14 protein-coding genes, 1 tRNA gene and 1 pseudogene are annotated in these 17,000 nt (G+C 67.6%); 5 read left to right on the forward strand and 11 right to left on the reverse strand.

Going from position 1 to position 17,000, the window contains the following annotated elements:
* The 5 genes and pseudogenes from E3T49_RS10610 to E3T49_RS10630 form a co-directional block, all read right to left on the reverse strand.
* Window positions 1-504 (reverse strand): annotated as a pseudogene (locus E3T49_RS10610) (hypothetical protein); the annotation flags it as partial.
* Between the two features lie 8 nt (window positions 505-512).
* Window positions 513-1,412 carry a PP2C family protein-serine/threonine phosphatase gene (locus tag E3T49_RS10615; protein ID WP_241972766.1) on the reverse strand — a complete coding sequence of 300 codons (900 nt, stop codon included), beginning with the start codon at window positions 1,410-1,412 and terminating at the stop codon, window positions 513-515.
* A 26-nt stretch (window positions 1,413-1,438) separates the two neighbouring features.
* Window positions 1,439-2,464 carry a TerC family protein gene (locus E3T49_RS10620; protein ID WP_134424888.1) on the reverse strand — a complete coding sequence of 342 codons (1,026 nt, stop codon included), beginning with the start codon at window positions 2,462-2,464 and terminating at the stop codon, window positions 1,439-1,441.
* A 243-nt stretch (window positions 2,465-2,707) separates the two neighbouring features.
* Window positions 2,708-2,780: transfer RNA gene (locus tag E3T49_RS10625), tRNA-Glu, on the reverse strand.
* A 54-nt stretch (window positions 2,781-2,834) separates the two neighbouring features.
* Window positions 2,835-3,734, reverse strand: a complete 900-nt coding sequence (locus tag E3T49_RS10630; protein WP_134424889.1) for a diacylglycerol/lipid kinase family protein — start codon at window positions 3,732-3,734, stop codon at window positions 2,835-2,837.
* A gap of 56 nt (window positions 3,735-3,790) precedes the next feature.
* Here E3T49_RS10630 and E3T49_RS10635 point away from each other — a divergent pair, with 56 nt between their 5' ends.
* The 4 genes from E3T49_RS10635 to E3T49_RS10650 all read left to right on the forward strand — a co-directional run bounded on the left by E3T49_RS10635 (window position 3,791) and on the right by E3T49_RS10650 (window position 8,531).
* Window positions 3,791-4,429, forward strand: coding sequence for an MBL fold metallo-hydrolase (locus tag E3T49_RS10635; RefSeq protein WP_134424890.1), 639 nt, complete (start codon window positions 3,791-3,793; stop codon window positions 4,427-4,429).
* 269 nt (window positions 4,430-4,698) lie between these two features.
* Entirely contained in the window at window positions 4,699-6,369 is a 1,671-nt protein-coding gene (locus tag E3T49_RS10640; protein ID WP_166785526.1) for a YhgE/Pip domain-containing protein, read from the forward strand.
* Between the two features lie 141 nt (window positions 6,370-6,510).
* Window positions 6,511-7,233: an ABC transporter ATP-binding protein gene (locus E3T49_RS10645; RefSeq protein ID WP_134424892.1), complete on the forward strand. Its 723-nt coding sequence runs from the start codon at window positions 6,511-6,513 to the stop codon at window positions 7,231-7,233.
* Window positions 7,230-8,531, forward strand: a complete 1,302-nt coding sequence (locus E3T49_RS10650) for an ABC transporter permease (protein WP_134424893.1) — start codon at window positions 7,230-7,232, stop codon at window positions 8,529-8,531. Before E3T49_RS10645 ends, E3T49_RS10650 begins: the two co-directional genes overlap by 4 nt.
* A gap of 306 nt (window positions 8,532-8,837) precedes the next feature.
* Here E3T49_RS10650 and ald read toward each other — a convergent pair whose 3' ends face one another.
* On the reverse strand, window positions 8,838-9,956 hold the full coding sequence (gene ald / locus E3T49_RS10655; RefSeq protein ID WP_134424894.1) for an alanine dehydrogenase: 1,119 nt from the start codon (window positions 9,954-9,956) through the stop codon (window positions 8,838-8,840).
* 352 nt (window positions 9,957-10,308) lie between these two features.
* On the opposite strand from ald, the gene E3T49_RS10660 reads away from it, so the two are divergent.
* Entirely contained in the window at window positions 10,309-11,535 is a 1,227-nt protein-coding gene (locus E3T49_RS10660; protein WP_134424895.1) for a PucR family transcriptional regulator, read from the forward strand.
* A 21-nt stretch (window positions 11,536-11,556) separates the two neighbouring features.
* Here the strand turns inward: E3T49_RS10660 and E3T49_RS10665 are convergent, their stop codons facing one another.
* The 5 genes from E3T49_RS10665 to E3T49_RS10685 all read right to left on the reverse strand — a co-directional run bounded on the left by E3T49_RS10665 (window position 11,557) and on the right by E3T49_RS10685 (window position 16,880).
* Window positions 11,557-13,059, reverse strand: a complete 1,503-nt coding sequence (locus E3T49_RS10665) for an amino acid permease (protein WP_134424896.1) — start codon at window positions 13,057-13,059, stop codon at window positions 11,557-11,559.
* Between the two features lie 315 nt (window positions 13,060-13,374).
* Window positions 13,375-14,271, reverse strand: a complete 897-nt coding sequence (locus E3T49_RS10670) for an ABC transporter permease (RefSeq protein WP_134424897.1) — start codon at window positions 14,269-14,271, stop codon at window positions 13,375-13,377.
* A complete protein-coding gene (locus E3T49_RS10675; protein WP_134424898.1) occupies window positions 14,258-15,241 on the reverse strand; it encodes an ABC transporter ATP-binding protein in 984 nt (327 codons plus the stop codon). Before E3T49_RS10675 ends, E3T49_RS10670 begins: the two co-directional genes overlap by 14 nt.
* 10 nt (window positions 15,242-15,251) lie before the next feature.
* Entirely contained in the window at window positions 15,252-16,415 is a 1,164-nt protein-coding gene (locus E3T49_RS10680) for a LolA family protein (protein WP_134424899.1), read from the reverse strand.
* A gap of 120 nt (window positions 16,416-16,535) precedes the next feature.
* On the reverse strand, window positions 16,536-16,880 hold the full coding sequence (locus E3T49_RS10685; RefSeq protein WP_134424900.1) for a TFIIB-type zinc ribbon-containing protein: 345 nt from the start codon (window positions 16,878-16,880) through the stop codon (window positions 16,536-16,538).
* Between the last annotated feature and the right edge of the window lie 120 nt (window positions 16,881-17,000).

Genomic DNA, 17,000 nt, shown 5'->3' on the forward strand with positions numbered 1-17,000 from the left:
CGCCGCGGTCGCGGGCACCGGAACGGCCGGCGCCGCGGCGGCCGGCGCCATCCGGGTCGCCACCGCCAGACGGCGGGCGCGCACCATGCCGGCCAGGAGCGGCAGCGCCGTTCCGGAGGGACGCTGATCGGTTCCGGCTCCGCACTCGACCTGGAACCGGTTCACGGACGCGAAGGACTGTTCCCGCCAGGTCGCCACGCCGGCACCCGACAGCTCGTCGGAACCGGTACTGGTGGTCAGTCGCAGGGACACGTCACCCCGAACGATGGCGTTGACGCCGGCACCGTCGACGAGGCTGCCCTGCCAGGTCACCAACACGAAGGACGGTGCCGTGAACAGGCCACGCGACGTGAGCGCGTCGAGAACTCCCTGCACTCCTCCGTCGAGGCTGACCCACAGCCGATCGGCCTGGTCCGCCGAGCCGTCAGACCGCACCACGACGAGCTGTCCGTCCCGCGTTGCCGCCAGCCAGTCCCCCGACTCGTCGTATTCATACGAGAGCATCTGTCCTCTTACCCCTGGCTTCTCGGCCTCGTGTCCTCGAGATGCTCGTGCATCCCCGTCGCTCGCTCACTCGTGTTCGCGGGGTCGTCCTGCTCGGGATTGCCGAGCACCGACTCCACATACACGACCGTAACGTTATCGTGCCCGCCCCGTGCCAGTGCCGCGTCGACGAGGACCTCGGCCAGGGACCGGTCCGGCTCCGCAGTCCCGTCGTACGATGCGAGCAGCGTCTCGATCTCACCGGTGGCGAGTTCCTTGGTCAGCCCGTCGGAGCAGATCAGGAACGAGTGGCGGCCGGTCGCCGGCAGCAGCCATACATCGGCGTCCACGGACTCGTCCGCACCGATCGCGCGTGTGATCACGTTGCGTTCCGGATGCTGTTCCGCCTCTTCCTGGGAGATGAGACCGGCGTCGACCAGCTCCTGTACCGCGGAGTGGTCCACGCTCAACTGAACCAGCGTGCGTCCGTCCCAGGTGTAGACGCGGGAGTCGCCGATGTTGAAGGCCATCCAGTGAAAGCCCACATCGTCGCCGGCGTCGACGAATGCCACACCGGAAAGGGTGGTCCCGGACACGGCAGTGCCGTAGTCGTCGACGGCGCTCAGGTCACGCACGGCGTCGTTCGACGAGTGGATCGCGTCGAGGATGCGTTCCGGCGTCGAGGGTGCGTCCCGGGCGATGTGCTCGTCGAACACTCGCGCAACGGTCTGGCTGGCGACATCGCCGTGGGCGTGACCGCCCATGCCGTCCGCGACGAAGAAGACCGGCGCCTGGGCCATGAAGCTGTCCTCGTTGACCTTGCGTTCCCGGCCGACGTCGCTGGCCGCGCTGAACACGAAGCGCGCCCGGGTTTCGGGGAGCACCAACTCACTCTCACTCTGCACGGCCACGTCTGCTCCAGTGTTCACTTGCCTGCGGTGCAGGGCTACGAATGTCATTCCTCGATGAGGTGGGGAATTTCCTCGGCGAGGGTGTGGCCGCGGCGGCGCGCATCCCGTCGAGCCTTGATCACACTGGCAATGGTGGCCACGGCCATGGAGACGATGATCACGCCCAGCGAAGTCCAGGTGTCGATCTCCGGCGCCCACGCCACGCCCTCGCCACCGTTGATGAAGAACACCTCATTGTTGTGCAGGGCATGCAAGACGAGCTTGACGCCGATGAAGAACAGGATGAAGGCGATGCCGTACTTGAGGTACTCGAGGCGTTCGAGCAGCCCGCCGAGCAGGAAGTAGAGCTGGCGCAGGCCCATCAGGGCGAACACGTTCGCGGTGAACACGATGAAGGGACTCTGCGTGATGCCGAAGATGGCCGGAATCGAGTCCAGGGCGAAGACCAGGTCCGTGGTGCCGATCGCGAGCAGCACGATCAACATCGGGGTGAAGACCTTCTTGCCGTCGATCAGAGTGCGCAGTTTCGAACCGTCGAACGACGAGGAGATGTTCATGTGCTTGCGCAGGTAGCGGATCAGGCCGTTGTCGGCCTCGTCCACGTCCGAATCCTTCGCCAAAGCCTGGTGCGCGGCCGTGTAGAGCAGGAACGCGCCGAAGATGTAGAAGATCCAGCTGAAGTTCTCGATCAGCTGCGCCCCCAGCAGAATGAAGATTCCGCGCAGCACGAGGGCGATGATGATGCCCACGATCAGCACTTCCTGCTGGTATTTCCGGGGCACGGAGAACCTGGCCATGATGATGACGAAGACGAAGAGGTTGTCGATGCTCAGGCTGTACTCGGTGAGCCAGCCGGCAAGGAACTGCCCCGCGTGCTCCGCGTCGCCCAGCACCAGCATCAGCAGGGCGAAGACCAGGGCCAGTGCCACATAGAAGGCTACCCACAGGCTGGCCTCACGCATCGAGGGCACGTGAGGGCGCTTGAAGACGATGAGAAGATCGGCGATCAGGATGAGCGTCAGAACGACGAGTGACCCAATCTCGAACCAGAGCGGAAGAGCCATTTCCATGCGGGTAGAGCCTTTCAATCAAAGAGGTGCTGAAGGCAGCACGAAACCCGAAAGTCTCTCCCGTATCAACAGATCGATACCGCCGTGCCGAGGCCCCTGCGGTGCGGCCCGTGTGGACGACCACGGCGACGGGCCCGGAACGGGTCCAGAGGGATGCTTCCCTTCACTCGGTGGAGTCTACCGGGGCTCCCGCTTAAAAATAGAAACCCGGCCCCCTTCAGAGAAGGGAACCGGGTGGTGTTGTGACCCCAGCGGGATTCGAACCCGCGTTACCGCCGTGAGAGGGCGATGTCCTAGGCCGCTAAACGATGGGGCCGTTTTGCAACTCTCCTAATATGCCACACGCCCGCGAGGAAACCAAACTGAGCGGTCAGACGTGCACGAAGAGCGCTCCGGGCACCACGTCGATCTGCACCGGCAGAGCGCCCACCCGTTCCCCGTCGGCGTAGGCGACGACACGGTCGGCGTCGATCCGGATGCTGCGGCACCTCGTGATCTCAACCTGCGGAAGGGTCGTATGCGTGCCAGAGAATACTTTGGGGAACACCCGCAGAAAGCCGGCGCGCGACATCGGGGCAACGATGAACAGGTCCAGCAGCCCGTCGTCGATCAGCGCTCCCGGGACGATACGCATGCCGCCACCGATGGACACGTTGTTGGCGACGGAGATCAGCATGGCACGCGCCCGGCGCTGCATGCCGTCGACGGTCAACCGGTACGTGATGGGACGGAAGGTGGCGAGCACCAGGAGCACGGCCAGGGTGTACCGACTACTCCCCCGCGGCCGACGCATCCGGTTGGCCCGTTCGTTCACGACGGCGTCGAAACCGGCCGAGAGTACGCCCGCGAACCAGGTCGTCGTGTTGCCGCGGTGCACGCGCGCGGCGTCGATGGCTCGGGGCGGCCGGGTGAGGGCATCGAGCAGATGGCGGATGGCGGCATCCGTGTCGTCGACCGGGATACCGAGTCCGCGGGCCAGGTCGTTCCCCGTGCCGCACGGCACGATGGCCAGCGGCCGTCGCGTTCCGGCCAGGAGATTGGTGCCGAGGCTGACCATGCCGTCGCCGCCGACGACGACGAGAACGTCGACCTCCGGCACCAGCGCGGCCTGCACGTCCCGGCGAAGGGCGTCGAAGCCGGCGGCGCTCAGACCGGTCACCCGGTGTCCGGCCCGGTTCAGCGCCGCAACCACCCGGGGGCCGACGTCTCGACGACTGCTGAATGAGGCGGCTGGATTGATGGCGACGACGATGTGGAGAGGGGGAGGCACCGCTCAAGTATGCCGCCAGCTTGCAGCTCGCCGGGATTGGGGATTAGATCGGACCCATGAAACTCACGAAGCTCGAGCACGCAGCGCTGGTCCTGGACAAGGGCGGGCGCCGGCTGTTCGTCGATCCCGGTTCGTTCACGAGCCCGTTGACCGACACCGCCCGGGCTGCCGCCATCGTGATCACCCACGAACATCCCGATCACTGGACCCCGGAGCAGTTGGACCGCATCATCTCGATGAACCCCGACATTCCGATCTTCGGCCCGGCCGGCGTCGCCGCCGCCGCGCCCGACTATCCCGTGACTGTCGTCGCAGCCGGCGATACCGTGGTCGCCGAGCCGTTCACCCTGCGCTTCTTCGGCGGCACCCATGCCGTCATCCACGAGACGATCCCGGTGATCGACAACCTCGGGGTGCTGGTCGACGACGAGCTGTACTACGGCGGTGACTCGTTCGCGCTGCCGGAAGGCGTGACGGTGCAGACTCTCGCCGTGCCCGCCGGCGCACCGTGGCTCAAGATCAGTGAGGTGATGGACTACGTGCTCGCGCTGGCGCCCCGCCGCACCTTCCCGACGCACGAAATGGGGCTCTCCCGGGGCGGCAAGGATCTCTCCAACGCCAGGATCAAGTGGGCCACCGAGCAGAACGGCGGCGACTTCTTGCCGCTCGAGCCGAACGAGTCCCTCGACCTGTGATGGTTGACACTCCTTTCGGGGGGTAGCTCTGTAGGAATCCCACAAGGATCACGGGACCAGCACGGAATGTGTTGGCCGCAGCCCTGAACTTTTTCGAGCCTTCGATTCTGCGCCTGCCCCGCTGCTACGTTCGTGTGACTTCGGCGCGCCACCGTGCCGCGCGGCTTTCGACCAGGAGCCGCCACGCCGGAGTCTGACCGCGCACCGCACACACACCACGCGAGTTCCGGCATGCCCGCATGCCCGCTCGCGTCTTCCGAGGAGCCTCAATGATGAGATCTGACCGTGCCCTGTCCCGCCGTAGCACTCTCGGCATCCGTTCCACCGTGACCGGACTCTCCCTGATGTTGGTCATGCTGCTGACCTTCTTCTTTCTCACGACCGGGCGGCTGGCCAGTGGCGCCGGAGAACTCTCCACCGGCGCCGTGAAAGCGGAAGCCGGCTCCGTGAAAGTCGCCGGCGGAGCAGCGAAACTCGCTGTGGGCGCCGAAACACTGTCGGAGGGCGCGGCAGCCGCGGCCGCCGGGGCGACCGACCTCCAGGCCGGCGTGACCCGGGCCAATACGGGTGCCGGCAGTCTGGCGACGGGTGCGGCGAGCGCCTCGGCCGGGGCGGGGACCCTCCTCGAAGGCGCACTCACGAGCGTCAGCGGCAGCACCAGGCTCCAGATCGGCGCGGAGTCCGCCCGGCTGGGAGCGGAAACGCTGTCCGCCGGAGCCGCCACCGCCGCGACCGGAGCAAACACCCTCGCTACCGGTGCCGGAGCGGCTGCGACCGGTGCGGCGACTCTCGCCGCCGGCGTGGCCACCGCCGGGACCGGCGCAACGAAGGTCTCCGCCGGAGCGACGCAGGTTGCCGCCGGTGCGGCAACCCTGGCCACCGGCGCCGGCGAGGTCACCCTCGGTGCCACGACGGCTCGCGACGGTTCGGTCCTGCTCGCCGCTGGAACGGCATCTGCCGCCCAGGGCGCGGACCAGGCCCGGCGCGGGGCGGAAGCCCTCGCGCTGGGAGCGAACGGCCTCAGCAGCGGAGCGAGCAGCGTTGCTGCGGGCGCCACGAAGCTGGACGGAGCCCTCGCCGCTCTCTCCGCTCAGGTTGAGGCGGACACGATCTCTCAGGAAGCCCTCCTGGCCACCCTCAAGGGATTGAGCTCCGCCGCCACGACTCTGAGCACGGGCACCGCGGGGGTCGAGTCCGGGGCTGTCGCCCTTCGGGACGGTTCTGCGGTCCTCCGAGACGGATTGACGCCTTTGAGCGCGGGCACTGCGGTGCTCGAGACGAAATCGGCTGCGCTGCGCGACGGACTCACGACCCTTGCCGCCGGTGCGGCCAAGGTGTCCGGTGGAGCCGCTGCGGTGGCCGCCGGGACGGGCGCCGTAGCAAAGGGCGCCTCGGAACTGCAGGTCGGCACGCAGGCTCTCACCGCCGGGTCCGAGCGGGTCGCGGCGGGCACCAGCGCGGTCTCCACCGGTGCGAGTTCCCTGCAGGGCGGCGTCGGCAAAGTGGCTGCCGGCGCCTCATCGTTGTCGACCGGAGCGACGACCCTCGCAACGGGCGCTGTGAGTCTCGCCGACGGCGCGACCCGCATCTCGGTCGGGGCCGGGTCACTGGCTGACGGCACGCAGACCCTCGCGGCTGGTGCATCCACCCTGGTCGCCGGAACCACCGCGCTGGAAACCGGGTCCACGGCCCTGGCCGCCGGCACCGAGAAGGTATCGGCCGGATCCGGGACGCTCCTCGACGGCGCGAACACACTCGCGGCAGGCACCGCCGAACTGAGCGCAGGCAACGCCAAGGTGGCCGCGGGGTCAGACAAGCTGGCCGATGGCGCCGAGACGGTGAGCTTCAACCGTGCGGCGCCCGGGATCATGGTCCTGGTCGGCCTGCTTCTGGCGGGGGCGGCCGTCTGGCTGTTCCGCCGCCTGAGAATGGCCCGCTGACCGACGACCGGCGGAAAGCGGGGCCCGGATCGATCGATCCGGGCCCCGCTGCGCTCGTTCCGGCACGTTTGGGAGGCAGCTACGGTATTTTGTGCTTGCACACGGCCTGCCCGCTTCTCACTCCGAAGGATGCCGACTCCCATGACAGTTCCCGTTCTCTCCGCCCGGAATATCGGCAAGTCCTATGGCAGCGGGGCCAACCGCTTCGATGCGCTCACGGGGGTGTCCGTGGACATCCATTCGGGTGAGTCCGTCGCGATCGTCGGCAAGAGCGGATCGGGCAAGTCCACCCTGATGCACCTGCTGGCATTGTTGGACGACCCGGACACCGGCGAGCTGCTGGTCGAGGGAACGGATGCGAAGAAACTCAAGGGCAAAGAGGTGAACCGGCTCCGCAATCAGGACTTCGGTTTCGTCTTCCAGCAGTTCTTCCTCACCGCCAACGCGAGCGTGCTCGACAACGTCGTGCTCCCCCTCAAGATCGCCGGGATCGGCCCGAAAGAGCGCAAAGCCCGAGGCATGGCGGCCCTGGAACAGTTGGAGCTGGCCGACAAAGCCAGAAACAAGGCCATCAACCTGTCCGGAGGTCAGAAGCAGCGCGCCGTCATCGCCCGCGCCCTGGTAAACAACCCGAAGGTGATCTTCGCGGATGAGCCCACCGGCAACCTGGACACGGCGACCGGCGCTGTCGTGGAAGACATCCTCTTCGCCCTCAACAAGGACCAGGGCATCACGCTCATCATCGTCACCCACGACAGCGACCTCGCGGCGCGCTGTGACCGCCAGATCTATATCCGGGACGGCCGCGAGGACCCCACCCGGTCCCCCGAGGCCCTCGCGAAGCCCGCAGGAGGCCACGCATGAAGTTCATCGACATCATCACCAGCGCGATCGCGAACAGTTTCCGCAGCAAACTCCGCACCGGCCTGACCGTCGTCGCCATCTTCATCGGTGCCTTCACCCTCACCATCACCAGCGGCATCGGCACCGGGGTGACGAGCTACATCAACAGCCAGGTCTCGGCGATCGGGGCGGCGGACGTGCTCACCGTGTCCAAGGCCGACGACGCCGCGGCGGCAACGGATGACGGACCGGCACCGTATGACCCCGACAAGGCCACCGCGATCAGCCTGGGCAACGGGTCGCGCCCGGGGAGCACCATCCAGGCGCTCACCACGGCCGACCTCGACACCATCAGGGCGACCGACGGCATCCTCAGCGTCGACCCGTCGGTGCAGGTGACTCCCGAGTACATCGAGTACGCCGACAGCGGCAAGTTCGAACTCACCGTCAATGCGGCCGCCACGCTCACCACGGCTGATCTGGCCGCCGGGGAGCAGCTGGACAACGAGAGCACCGCCGACGAGATCCTGCTGCCGACGAACTACCTCGACACGCTGGGGTTCAGCACGCCGGAGACGGCCATCGGGGAAACCGTCACTATCGGCATCACGGATTTCGCGGGCACCGCTCAGCAGGTCCCGGCCACCGTCGTCGGCGTGCAGAATGAGACCATCCTGGGTGCCGGGGCCGGGCTCAACCAGACGCTGACGGACCGGTTGCGCGAGGTGGAACTCTCCGGCACTTCGGTCGAAGCCGCGCAGAGCTACGCCACCGCGACCGCCCGGTTCGACCTGGACGCCACCGACGCCGAGATCACAGCGATCAAGGACGACCTCGCGGACCAGGGCTACGCCTCGCAGACCGTCGCGGACCAGATCGGCTCGTTCGAGACCGTGATCAATGTGATCATCGGCGTACTGAACGCCTTCGCCGTGATCGCGTTGATCGCGGCCGGCTTCGGCATCATCAACACCCTGCTGATGAGCGTGCAGGAACGCACCCGGGAGATCGGGCTGATGAAGGCCATGGGCATGAACGGTGGCCGCGTCTACGCCCTGTTCAGCACCGAGGCCGTCTTCATCGGTTTTCTGGGCAGCGCCCTGGGTGCCCTCGTCGCGGTCGGCGTCGGCTCCCTGGTCAGCAATATCCTCGCCAGCACCGTGTTCGAGAATCTGCCCGGACTTCAGGTGGTGCAGTTCGCGCCCAGCTCGATCGCCATCATCATCGGCGTCGTCATGCTGATCGCCTTCCTCGCCGGCACCCTCCCGGCCCGGGCCGCCGCCCGGCAGAACCCGATCGACGCCCTGCGCTACGAGTGACGCGTGCGGGTCTCCAGGGGCTCCGCGGGACATCCGTCGCGAACCGGCATCCGTCGTCACGCAACTGAGGAGATTTTCGCGAATCGCCGGTTGGGCCGGCCGGATGAGCGGCGTGTTGCGAAAATCTCCGCAGAAAGCGCGAGGACAACGGATGCCCGGGGTCGGGCAATCTCCCCCGCCCGGTCACGGGTCTCGCCAGGCTCCACCTCGGTACGGGCGGCTGTGACGGCTCGGGGCGCGCCCGGCGAGCCAGCCACCCGCCGGCCACCCGGAACCCAGCCCCGAGCAACACCCGGAAGTCCGCCGCTAGGCGGTGACGAGCTCGCGCCAGTCGGCCAACGGCAGGCCGTGGGCTTCGGAGACGGAACGGTTGGTGACCCGACCGGCCGCGACGTTCAGGCCGAGGGCCAGGGCGTCGTCACGCTCGAGTGCGGCCTTCACACCCAGGTTGGCCAGCGACAGGGCGTACCGCAGGGTGACGTTCGTCAGCGCGTAGGTGGACGTGTTGGGCACGGCGCCGGGCATGTTCGCGACGCAATAGAAGATCGAGTTGTGCACGCGGTAGGTCGGGTCCTCGTGTGTGGTCGCGTGGGTGTCCTCGAAGCAGCCTCCCTGGTCCACCGCGATGTCGACCAGCACGGAGCCGCTCTTCATCCGCGCCACGAGGGCGTTGGTGACCAGCTTCGGGGCCTTGGCGCCCGGGATCAGAACGGAACCGATCACCAGGTCGGCATCCGTCACCGCGATTTCGATCTCGTAGGAGTTGGAGGCGACCGTCTTCAGACGGCCCTGGTACTGCGCGTCGAGCTGACGCAGGCGGTCGATGTTGATGTCGAGGATGGTGACGTCGGCGCCGAGGCCCATCGCCATGGCGGCCGCGTTCGTTCCGGCCACGCCGGCACCCAGCACGACGACCTTCGCGGGGCGCACACCGGGCACGCCGCCCAGCAGCACGCCCTTCCCGCCGGCCGGGGCCATCAGGGACTGAGCGCCGACCTGCACGGCCAACCGGCCGGCAACCTCGCTCATCGGGGCCAGCAGCGGCAGGGCGCGGTTGGCGGTCTGCACGGTCTCGTAGGCGATCGCGGTGACGCCGGCCTCGGTCAGGGCGTGGGTGAGGTCCGGCTCCGCGGCCAGGTGCAGGTAGGTGAAGAGGATCAGGCCCTTACGGAAGCGGTGGTACTCGGCCGCGACCGGCTCCTTGACCTTCAGCACCATGTCGGCACGGGCCCAGACCTCGTCGGCGGAGTCCACGAGCTCGGCACCGGCCACGTGGTACTCGTCATCGTTGATGTGGGAGCCGATGCCGGCGCCCTTCTCGACCAGCACGGTGTGGCCGGCGGCCAGGAACTCGTGCACGCCCGAGGCGGTGATTGCGACGCGGAACTCATTGTTCTTGATTTCCTTGGGGACACCGATGATCATGGCCGACTCCGTTGCTTGGTTGTGCTCAGTGGACGTATGACAGGCCCTGACCCGGTTTCGACTCCGAACCAGTAGCGGGGTCAAGACTAAATCCACGAATTCGAGCGTGGCCCGGCAGCGCGGTCGTGCGTGAGTTGTCGCCGACGACGATGATGGAGACGACCGGATGCCCAGGGTTCGAATACCGTCTCGGGTCAGGCGTTTTTCTGGCGCATCCAGCCCGGACCCGAGCCGCGGCAGCCAAACCCCGAAAAGGGGAACCGGTTTGTCACTCGACAAATGTCGAGCGAGAAACCGGCAAACGTCGCCTGATGTCCGTTTCGGGTCCGTTCCGGCCCCTAGCATTGAGCCAATGAAAACCGCGGAAGTCGAAGACCTGGTCGAACATCTCGCGGCCCGCCTCGACCGCGCGCTCTCGCTCGAGGACCTCGACGGCGGCCTGCTCGCCTACAGCCGCGACCAGCCGCTCGCCGACAGCGTGCGGGTCAACTTCCTGCTGAGCAAGAAGGTCCCCGCCGACGTCAGTGCCTGGCAGCTGCAGCACGGTATCAACACGGCGGTGCGGCCCGTCGTCGTTCCCGCCAACGCCGTGCTCGGCATGCTCGGCCGGGTCTGCGTGCCGCTCATGGTGCGAGGGTTCCGGGTCGGCTACCTGTGGGCGATGCAGGGGTCGCACGACGATTCCCCCGACGAGATCCTGCGGGAGCTTCCGGCCGTGCGCGGCGAGCTGGACCGGCTCGCCGAAACGCTGCTCGACACCAACACCGCCGAGTCCGAGCACCGTCGCCAGCGAGAGGCCCTGTTCCTCGCCGCCTGCCACGCGGAGACATCCGCCATCGAGGACGTGGCCGGATGGTCGCAGATCCACGCGACCGGACCCTGGCACCTCGCCACCCTGATGCCCCGCCCCGACGAGCAGGTCGACGGACGGGAGGGCACGCCCGACCCGGAGGCCGGTGTTCTGCTGCAGCGCATTTCCGCCCTGCACGCCACGGTCGGCATCGACGCAGCCCGGTTCAGCGCCGGCACCGAGACCCACGCCGTCGTGCTGCTGCGGGATTCCCCGGGCAAAGTGGCCCACACGGAGATCCTGCACCGGTACCGGGCCGAACTCGCCCGGCGCGGCGGCACCCCGGAACGGCCAGACCTGATGGGGTTCAGCGAGGTGTTCACCGACCTCCGACGGTTCCCGGATGCCTACATCCAGTCCCGCAAAGCGGTGCAGGCCGCGGCCGTCGACGCCCGTTTGGGCACCATCGCCGACTTTCGCCAGATCGGCGTCTACCAGTTCCTCGCCGCCAGCAGCCGCAACCTGTCCCCCGTCGAATCGGTCTACTTCGCCGAGCTGCGGGACTTCGACACCAACCACGAGCTGCTGCCCATGCTGGAGCTGCTCTACGACACCGACGGGTCGGTTCAGGATGTCGCGGCAGCCCTGCACCTGCACCGCAGCAGCATCTACAACCGGCTGGCGAAGATCCGCACGCTGATCGGGGCTGACCCGCTCGGCGGCCAGGTGCGGCTGGAACTGCACCTGGCCATGAAGGCCGACCGCTGGTCGCACCGGCCCCGGATCTAACCCGTCGCCCGGGCTCCTGCTCTAGCTTTGAACGAGCGCGGCCTTCTCGGCGCGGGCCTCGGCCCGCCACTCCTCGATCCGCGCCTGCTGTAACGGTGACTTGCGGTTGACGTACCAGGCGGCGCCGAGCGACAGGAACCAGAGCGGGGCGACGACCAGTGCGAGGCGCGTGTCGTCCGCCTGCCCCAGCGCCCAGAGCATGAATGCGAAGAAGGCCAGCACGACCCAGGGCATGAACCGGGCACCGGGCATCCGGTACGCCGATGCGGCGTGCAGCTGCGGCCGGCGACGGAGGAAGGCCAGGTAGCTGACCATGATGATCGACCAGACGAACATCGTCAGCACCGACGCCACCGAGGTGACGAGCGTGAACGCCCCCATGAAGGAGTCGCCGGTGTAGAGCAGCACCAGTCCGGCGAGCAGGAAGATGCAGGAGAACAGCAGGGCGTTCTGGGGCACCTTGCGGCGGCTCAGGGTGCCGAAGGCCTTCGGGGCGTTGCCGTCCTGCGCGAGGCCGTAGACCATCCGTGAGGTGGAGTAGATGCCGGAGTTGGCGCTCGACGCTGCGGAGGTGAGCACGACCAGGTTGACGACGATGGCCGCGACCCCGAGCCCGGCGAGGGCGAACATGCCGATGAACGGGCTGCTGCCGGGGTCGATGGTGCGCCACGGGTTGACCGACATGATGATCACCAGGGCGCCCACATAGAAGAGCAGCAGGCGCAGCGGGATGGTGTTGATGGCCCGGGGCAGGTTCTTCTCGGGGTCCTTGGTCTCCGCGGCCGCGGTGCCGACGAGTTCGATGCCGGCGAAGGCGAAGATGGCGATCTGGAAGCCGAGCACGAAACCGGCCACGCCGTGCGGGAACATGCCGCCGTCGTTCCACATGTTCTCGAACCCGGCCACGGCGCCCGACGGCGAGGTGAAGTGGGTGATGATCATGACGAGGCCGGTGCCGATCAGGGCCAGGATGGCGATGACCTTGACCAGGGCGAACCAGAACTCGGCCTCGCCGAACGCCTTCACGCTCGGCAGGTTGAGCAGGATCAGCACGACCGGCGTGAGCAGCGCCGGGATCCACAGCGGCGTGCCGGGTGCCAGCACGTCGACGTAGCCGGAGATGGCGACGATGTCGGCCACGCCGGTGACCACCCAGAATGCCCAGTACGACCAGCCGGTGAAGAAACTCGCCCACGGGCCGAGCAGGTCGCCGGCGAAGTCGCTGAACGACTTGTAGTTGAGGTTGGACAGCAGGATCTCGCCCATGGCCCGCATCACGAAGAAGAGCATGAAGCCGATGATCATGTAGACGAAGATCACGGCCGGTCCGGCGAGGGAGATGGTCTTGCCGGCACCCATGAACAGGCCGGTTCCGATGGTGCCGCCGATGGCGAGCATCTGGATGTGCCGCCGGCTCAGCGAGCGGGCGAGGCTCGGATCCGCGTGGGAATCCCGGGCTGCTGATCCGGTACGTGGGGATCCGGTACTCGTGGCTCCGGATTCCGCGGTGGTGCGTTCAGGCATGGGGCTTCTTCCTCAAAACGGCACAGACGCAGCCACCCAGAGGACGACCGTGTCAACCACGCTGGGGACCTCACGGTTGTGAGGCCCGGTCAGCACGGTTCTGAAGTAGCAACGGTAGTGCCTCGAACGGGGGCCCCGAACCAGACCGGCCCCGCCAGGGGCCTCCGCCGCGTTCCCCTGACCGCGCCGAGCGGGTGCCGACGGGCCGGGATCGACAGCTGTCGAGCATCCGTTCCGGAAAGGTCGTCGGCTGTTCGAGCCGGTCCTGGATCAGACGAGGATCAGACGAGGATCAGAAGAGAGAGTAAGTGCCGATCAGGACAGGATGTCTTTGGTGGAGAACCGGCCGTAGGCGAGGGCGCCGAACACGGCGATGTAGCCCAGCTGAAGCAGTGCGTTGTCGCCGAACGAACCCAGGTCCATGGGCTGGCGCAGCAGGTCGGCGAAGCCCAGCCAGTAGTGACTGAAGAGCCACGGATGCAGCCACGCCAGTTGCGGGAGCACATCCAGGATCTGCACGACCACCGACACGACGACCGTGGCGGCCATGGCTCCCACGGGAACGTCGGTGAGGGTGGAGATGAACATCCCGATCGCCGCGAAGCCGAGCAGCGACACCGTCACATAGAGCGCGATCAGCGCGGAACGGAGCAGCGATTCCGGCACGCCGATCACATCGCCCGACAGCAGAGTCACCGGTCCGACCGGGAACAGGGCGGCGCCGATCAGGGTTCCGGCCACCGCCAGGGTGAGCGTCGCGGCCAGGCAGAACACGGCCACGCCGGCGTACTTGACGAGCAGCAGGCGCACCCGCCCGGCCGGGGCCACGAGCAGGTACCGCAGGGTGCCGAGTCCGGCCTCCCCGGCGATGGTGTCTCCGGCGACGACGCCGATGGTGAGCGGGAGGAACAGCGGGATGGCCACGATCATGGCGGTGAACGCCACGAAGAGGCCGTTCTGGGTGACCCGGTCCAGGAACGGCGGGCCCTCCCCCGGTGACAGCGTCTGCGAGGAGAGCCGCACGGCGACGGCCAGGAGGATCGGGATCAGGGCGATGGCGACGAGCATGGCCCAGGTGCGGCGACGGCGGAACAGCACCGTGAGCTCGGAGCCGAGCAGGGCCAGCCCGGCCGATCGTCGCTGGCTCGGTACGGCAGGACGCGCCGTCGCCGTGCTCGACGACTGCGGGGACGGCACACTATTGGAGGACATCGAAACCTTCTCCGGTCAGGGCCACGAATCGTTCTTCCAGACTGGATTCCTCGATCAGGAACCCGCGCACACGCACACCGCCGGCTGCGAGCGCCGCGATGACGGTCTCCGGTTGAGCGGTCAGTGCGGCCTCCAGATCTCGGGGCAGCGGAGCCGCGACCCAGGGGTCCTGCCCGGGCACGTCACTCTGCACGGGGGTCAGGCCGAGGGAGGTCAGCACGGCCGACGCCGCCGCGGCATCCGGTGTGCGGACGCGCACCCGCGACGCCCCGACGTGGCGGAGGTCGGCCAGTGTGCCCTGGGCCACCAGATTGCCGCCGCTCATGACAGCGGCGTGGGTGCACATCTGTTCCACCTCGGCGAGCAGGTGGCTGGACACGAAAACCGTGGTGCCCTCGGCGGCGAGCGACCGCACCAGACTGCGCACCTCACGGGTGCCCTGCGGGTCGAGACCGTTGGTGGGCTCGTCGAGCACGAGCAGCTCGCGCGGCTGCAGCAGCGCGTTGGCGATGCCGAGGCGCTGCTTCATGCCCAGAGAATAGGCGGCCACCTTCTTACCGGCGGCGTGGGTCAGGCCCACCCGCGCCAACGCCTGCTCGACCCGGGAGCCGCGCGTACCCGACGGGGCGTTGCGGTCGGCCGTGTCGAGCCGGCGCAGGTTGGCGGCCCCGGAGAGGAACGGGTAGAACGCGGGCCCCTCCACGAGCGCTCCGACACGGGGCAATACGTCGTGCAGGCTGTCGGGCATGCTTTCGCCCAGCACGCTGATCTGGCCGCTGGTGGCCTGAGTCAGGCCGAGCAGCATACGGATGCTCGTCGTCTTTCCGGACCCGTTGGGGCCGAGGAAACCGAAGACGGACCCGCGCGGCACAGCCAGGTCGATGCTATTGACGGCGATCTGTTCGCCGAAGCGCTTGGTGAGACCCCGGCTCTCGATCGCGAGATCGGGAGCCGGGGTGACGGATGTCACTGTGTCGGGATCATTGGGCGTCGGCGGCGGCCTGGAGCAGTTCGACCGGAACCGATCCGGCGAAGATCCGGCCGTCGTCGGCCAGGAACACGTTCACGAGGGAGGTGGAGAACACCTGTCCGCCGTCGACCGGGGTCGCGAACTCCGACATCAATGGGTTGGCGCTGAGCTCGGCGGGAACGGATGCCGCGGGCACCTCAACAATGGCGTCCCACCCGGTTCCCGTGACGACGGGCAGGTTCTCGGCCGGAATCTCGGGCTTGGTCTGGTCGGCGGACTGTTCGGGCATGACCGGCAGCGTGACCTCGTCGACCGTGGCGTCGGCCGGAGGGGTGAACTCGAACAGCTCGGCCGACGGGGTGCTGAAATCGACCGCGGTGAAGCCGACCTCGAAGGCCGGCTCTTCCTGGCCGTTCGCGCGCACGGTGACCTGCAGCGGCATGCCCGTCTCGGAGTCGACCGAGATGGACACCGATTCGACCAGGGTCTGGGTTGCCTTCGGCGTGAGCACCAGCTCGTAGGCGGTGCGGCCGGCGACCGTGCCGTCGGTGCCGACCGAGACGGTGGTGCTCGGGTCGATCTCGGCGAGGAAACGCTCGGCGACCTGTGACGGGGTGGACAGTTCGGCAGGGGCGCCGGCTGCCATCTCGGCGAACTTCGCCTGCGCGGTGGCCCGTGCGTCGGCGGGGATGGCCAGGTAGCTGGCGGTGTTCGTCTTGGAGTCGTACGCCCAGACATCCGTGCCGTTGCTCACCACATTGCGCTCGTCCATGCGGTCCTGGATCTGCACGCGGGCCTTCGCGGGGGCGTCGGCGTCGCTGCCGTCGACGTAGATTCGAGCTGTGTGGGAGCCGCTGAAGAGTTCCAGAACCGAGGTGAGCGCACCGGCGGCGTCGGCCCCGGGCCCTGTCGTGCCCTCGGCCGCGGACTCGCTCATCGAGTCGGGCATGCCGGCGGCCAGGTCTACGTCGGGCAGGCCGAGCTCGGCCTTCTTCTCGACGGTTCCTGAGTAGGCGGTGACGGTGCTGTCACTGACCATCAGCAGCACCTCTTCGGCCGTCTTGTCGGGCAGATCGACCGCTGCACCGGCCTGTAGCGGCACGGCAAGAACACCGGCGACGATGACAACCGGCACGACGATGGCGGGAAGCCACTTGACTGAATTGCGTGACATGATCAACGACCTCTTCCAAGACGGTTCATACCTCGATGTTACGCCGGGGGCCCGACACGGCGCCCGGATCACACTGGGAGGTTGCTCACAAATCCGGCGCGGAAGCGAGTCATGGAACGTCTACCCGAAGAGTTCTCCGAGCCAGTTGTCTTTCTTCTTCGAGCGGTATCCGTCACGGTTGTCAGAGCGGTCGCGGTCGTAGTGGTTCCGGTCGCTGTCGCGGTCGCTGTCGCGGTCCCGGTCGCCGTATTGCGGCGCTCGCGTGCGCGGGTCCGCGTACTGCTGCGCCGGTGCGGCAACCGGCGACACGGGCGCGGGCTGAGCAAACTCCTTCTCGGCACGGTCGAGGATCTTGTCAAGCTCGCCGCGATCCAGCCAGACGCCGCGGCATTCGGGGCAGTAGTCAATTTCCACGCCACCGCGTTCGCTCATCACGAGGGTTGCTGAATCGGTTGGGCACTTCATGAGGGTCCTCCAGGACGTCGTGGGGATTCGATCCTAGACAGCCCGGCCGGGCTGAGCCTGAGAGGGCCGTGTTGCTGAACCGCTCGCATCCGCTGCCCCGATATCTTCAGGTGTGAATAC

The sequence above is a fragment of the Cryobacterium cryoconiti genome, assembly GCF_004403065.1.
GTDB classification, from domain to species: Bacteria; Actinomycetota; Actinomycetes; order Actinomycetales; family Microbacteriaceae; genus Cryobacterium; species Cryobacterium cryoconiti.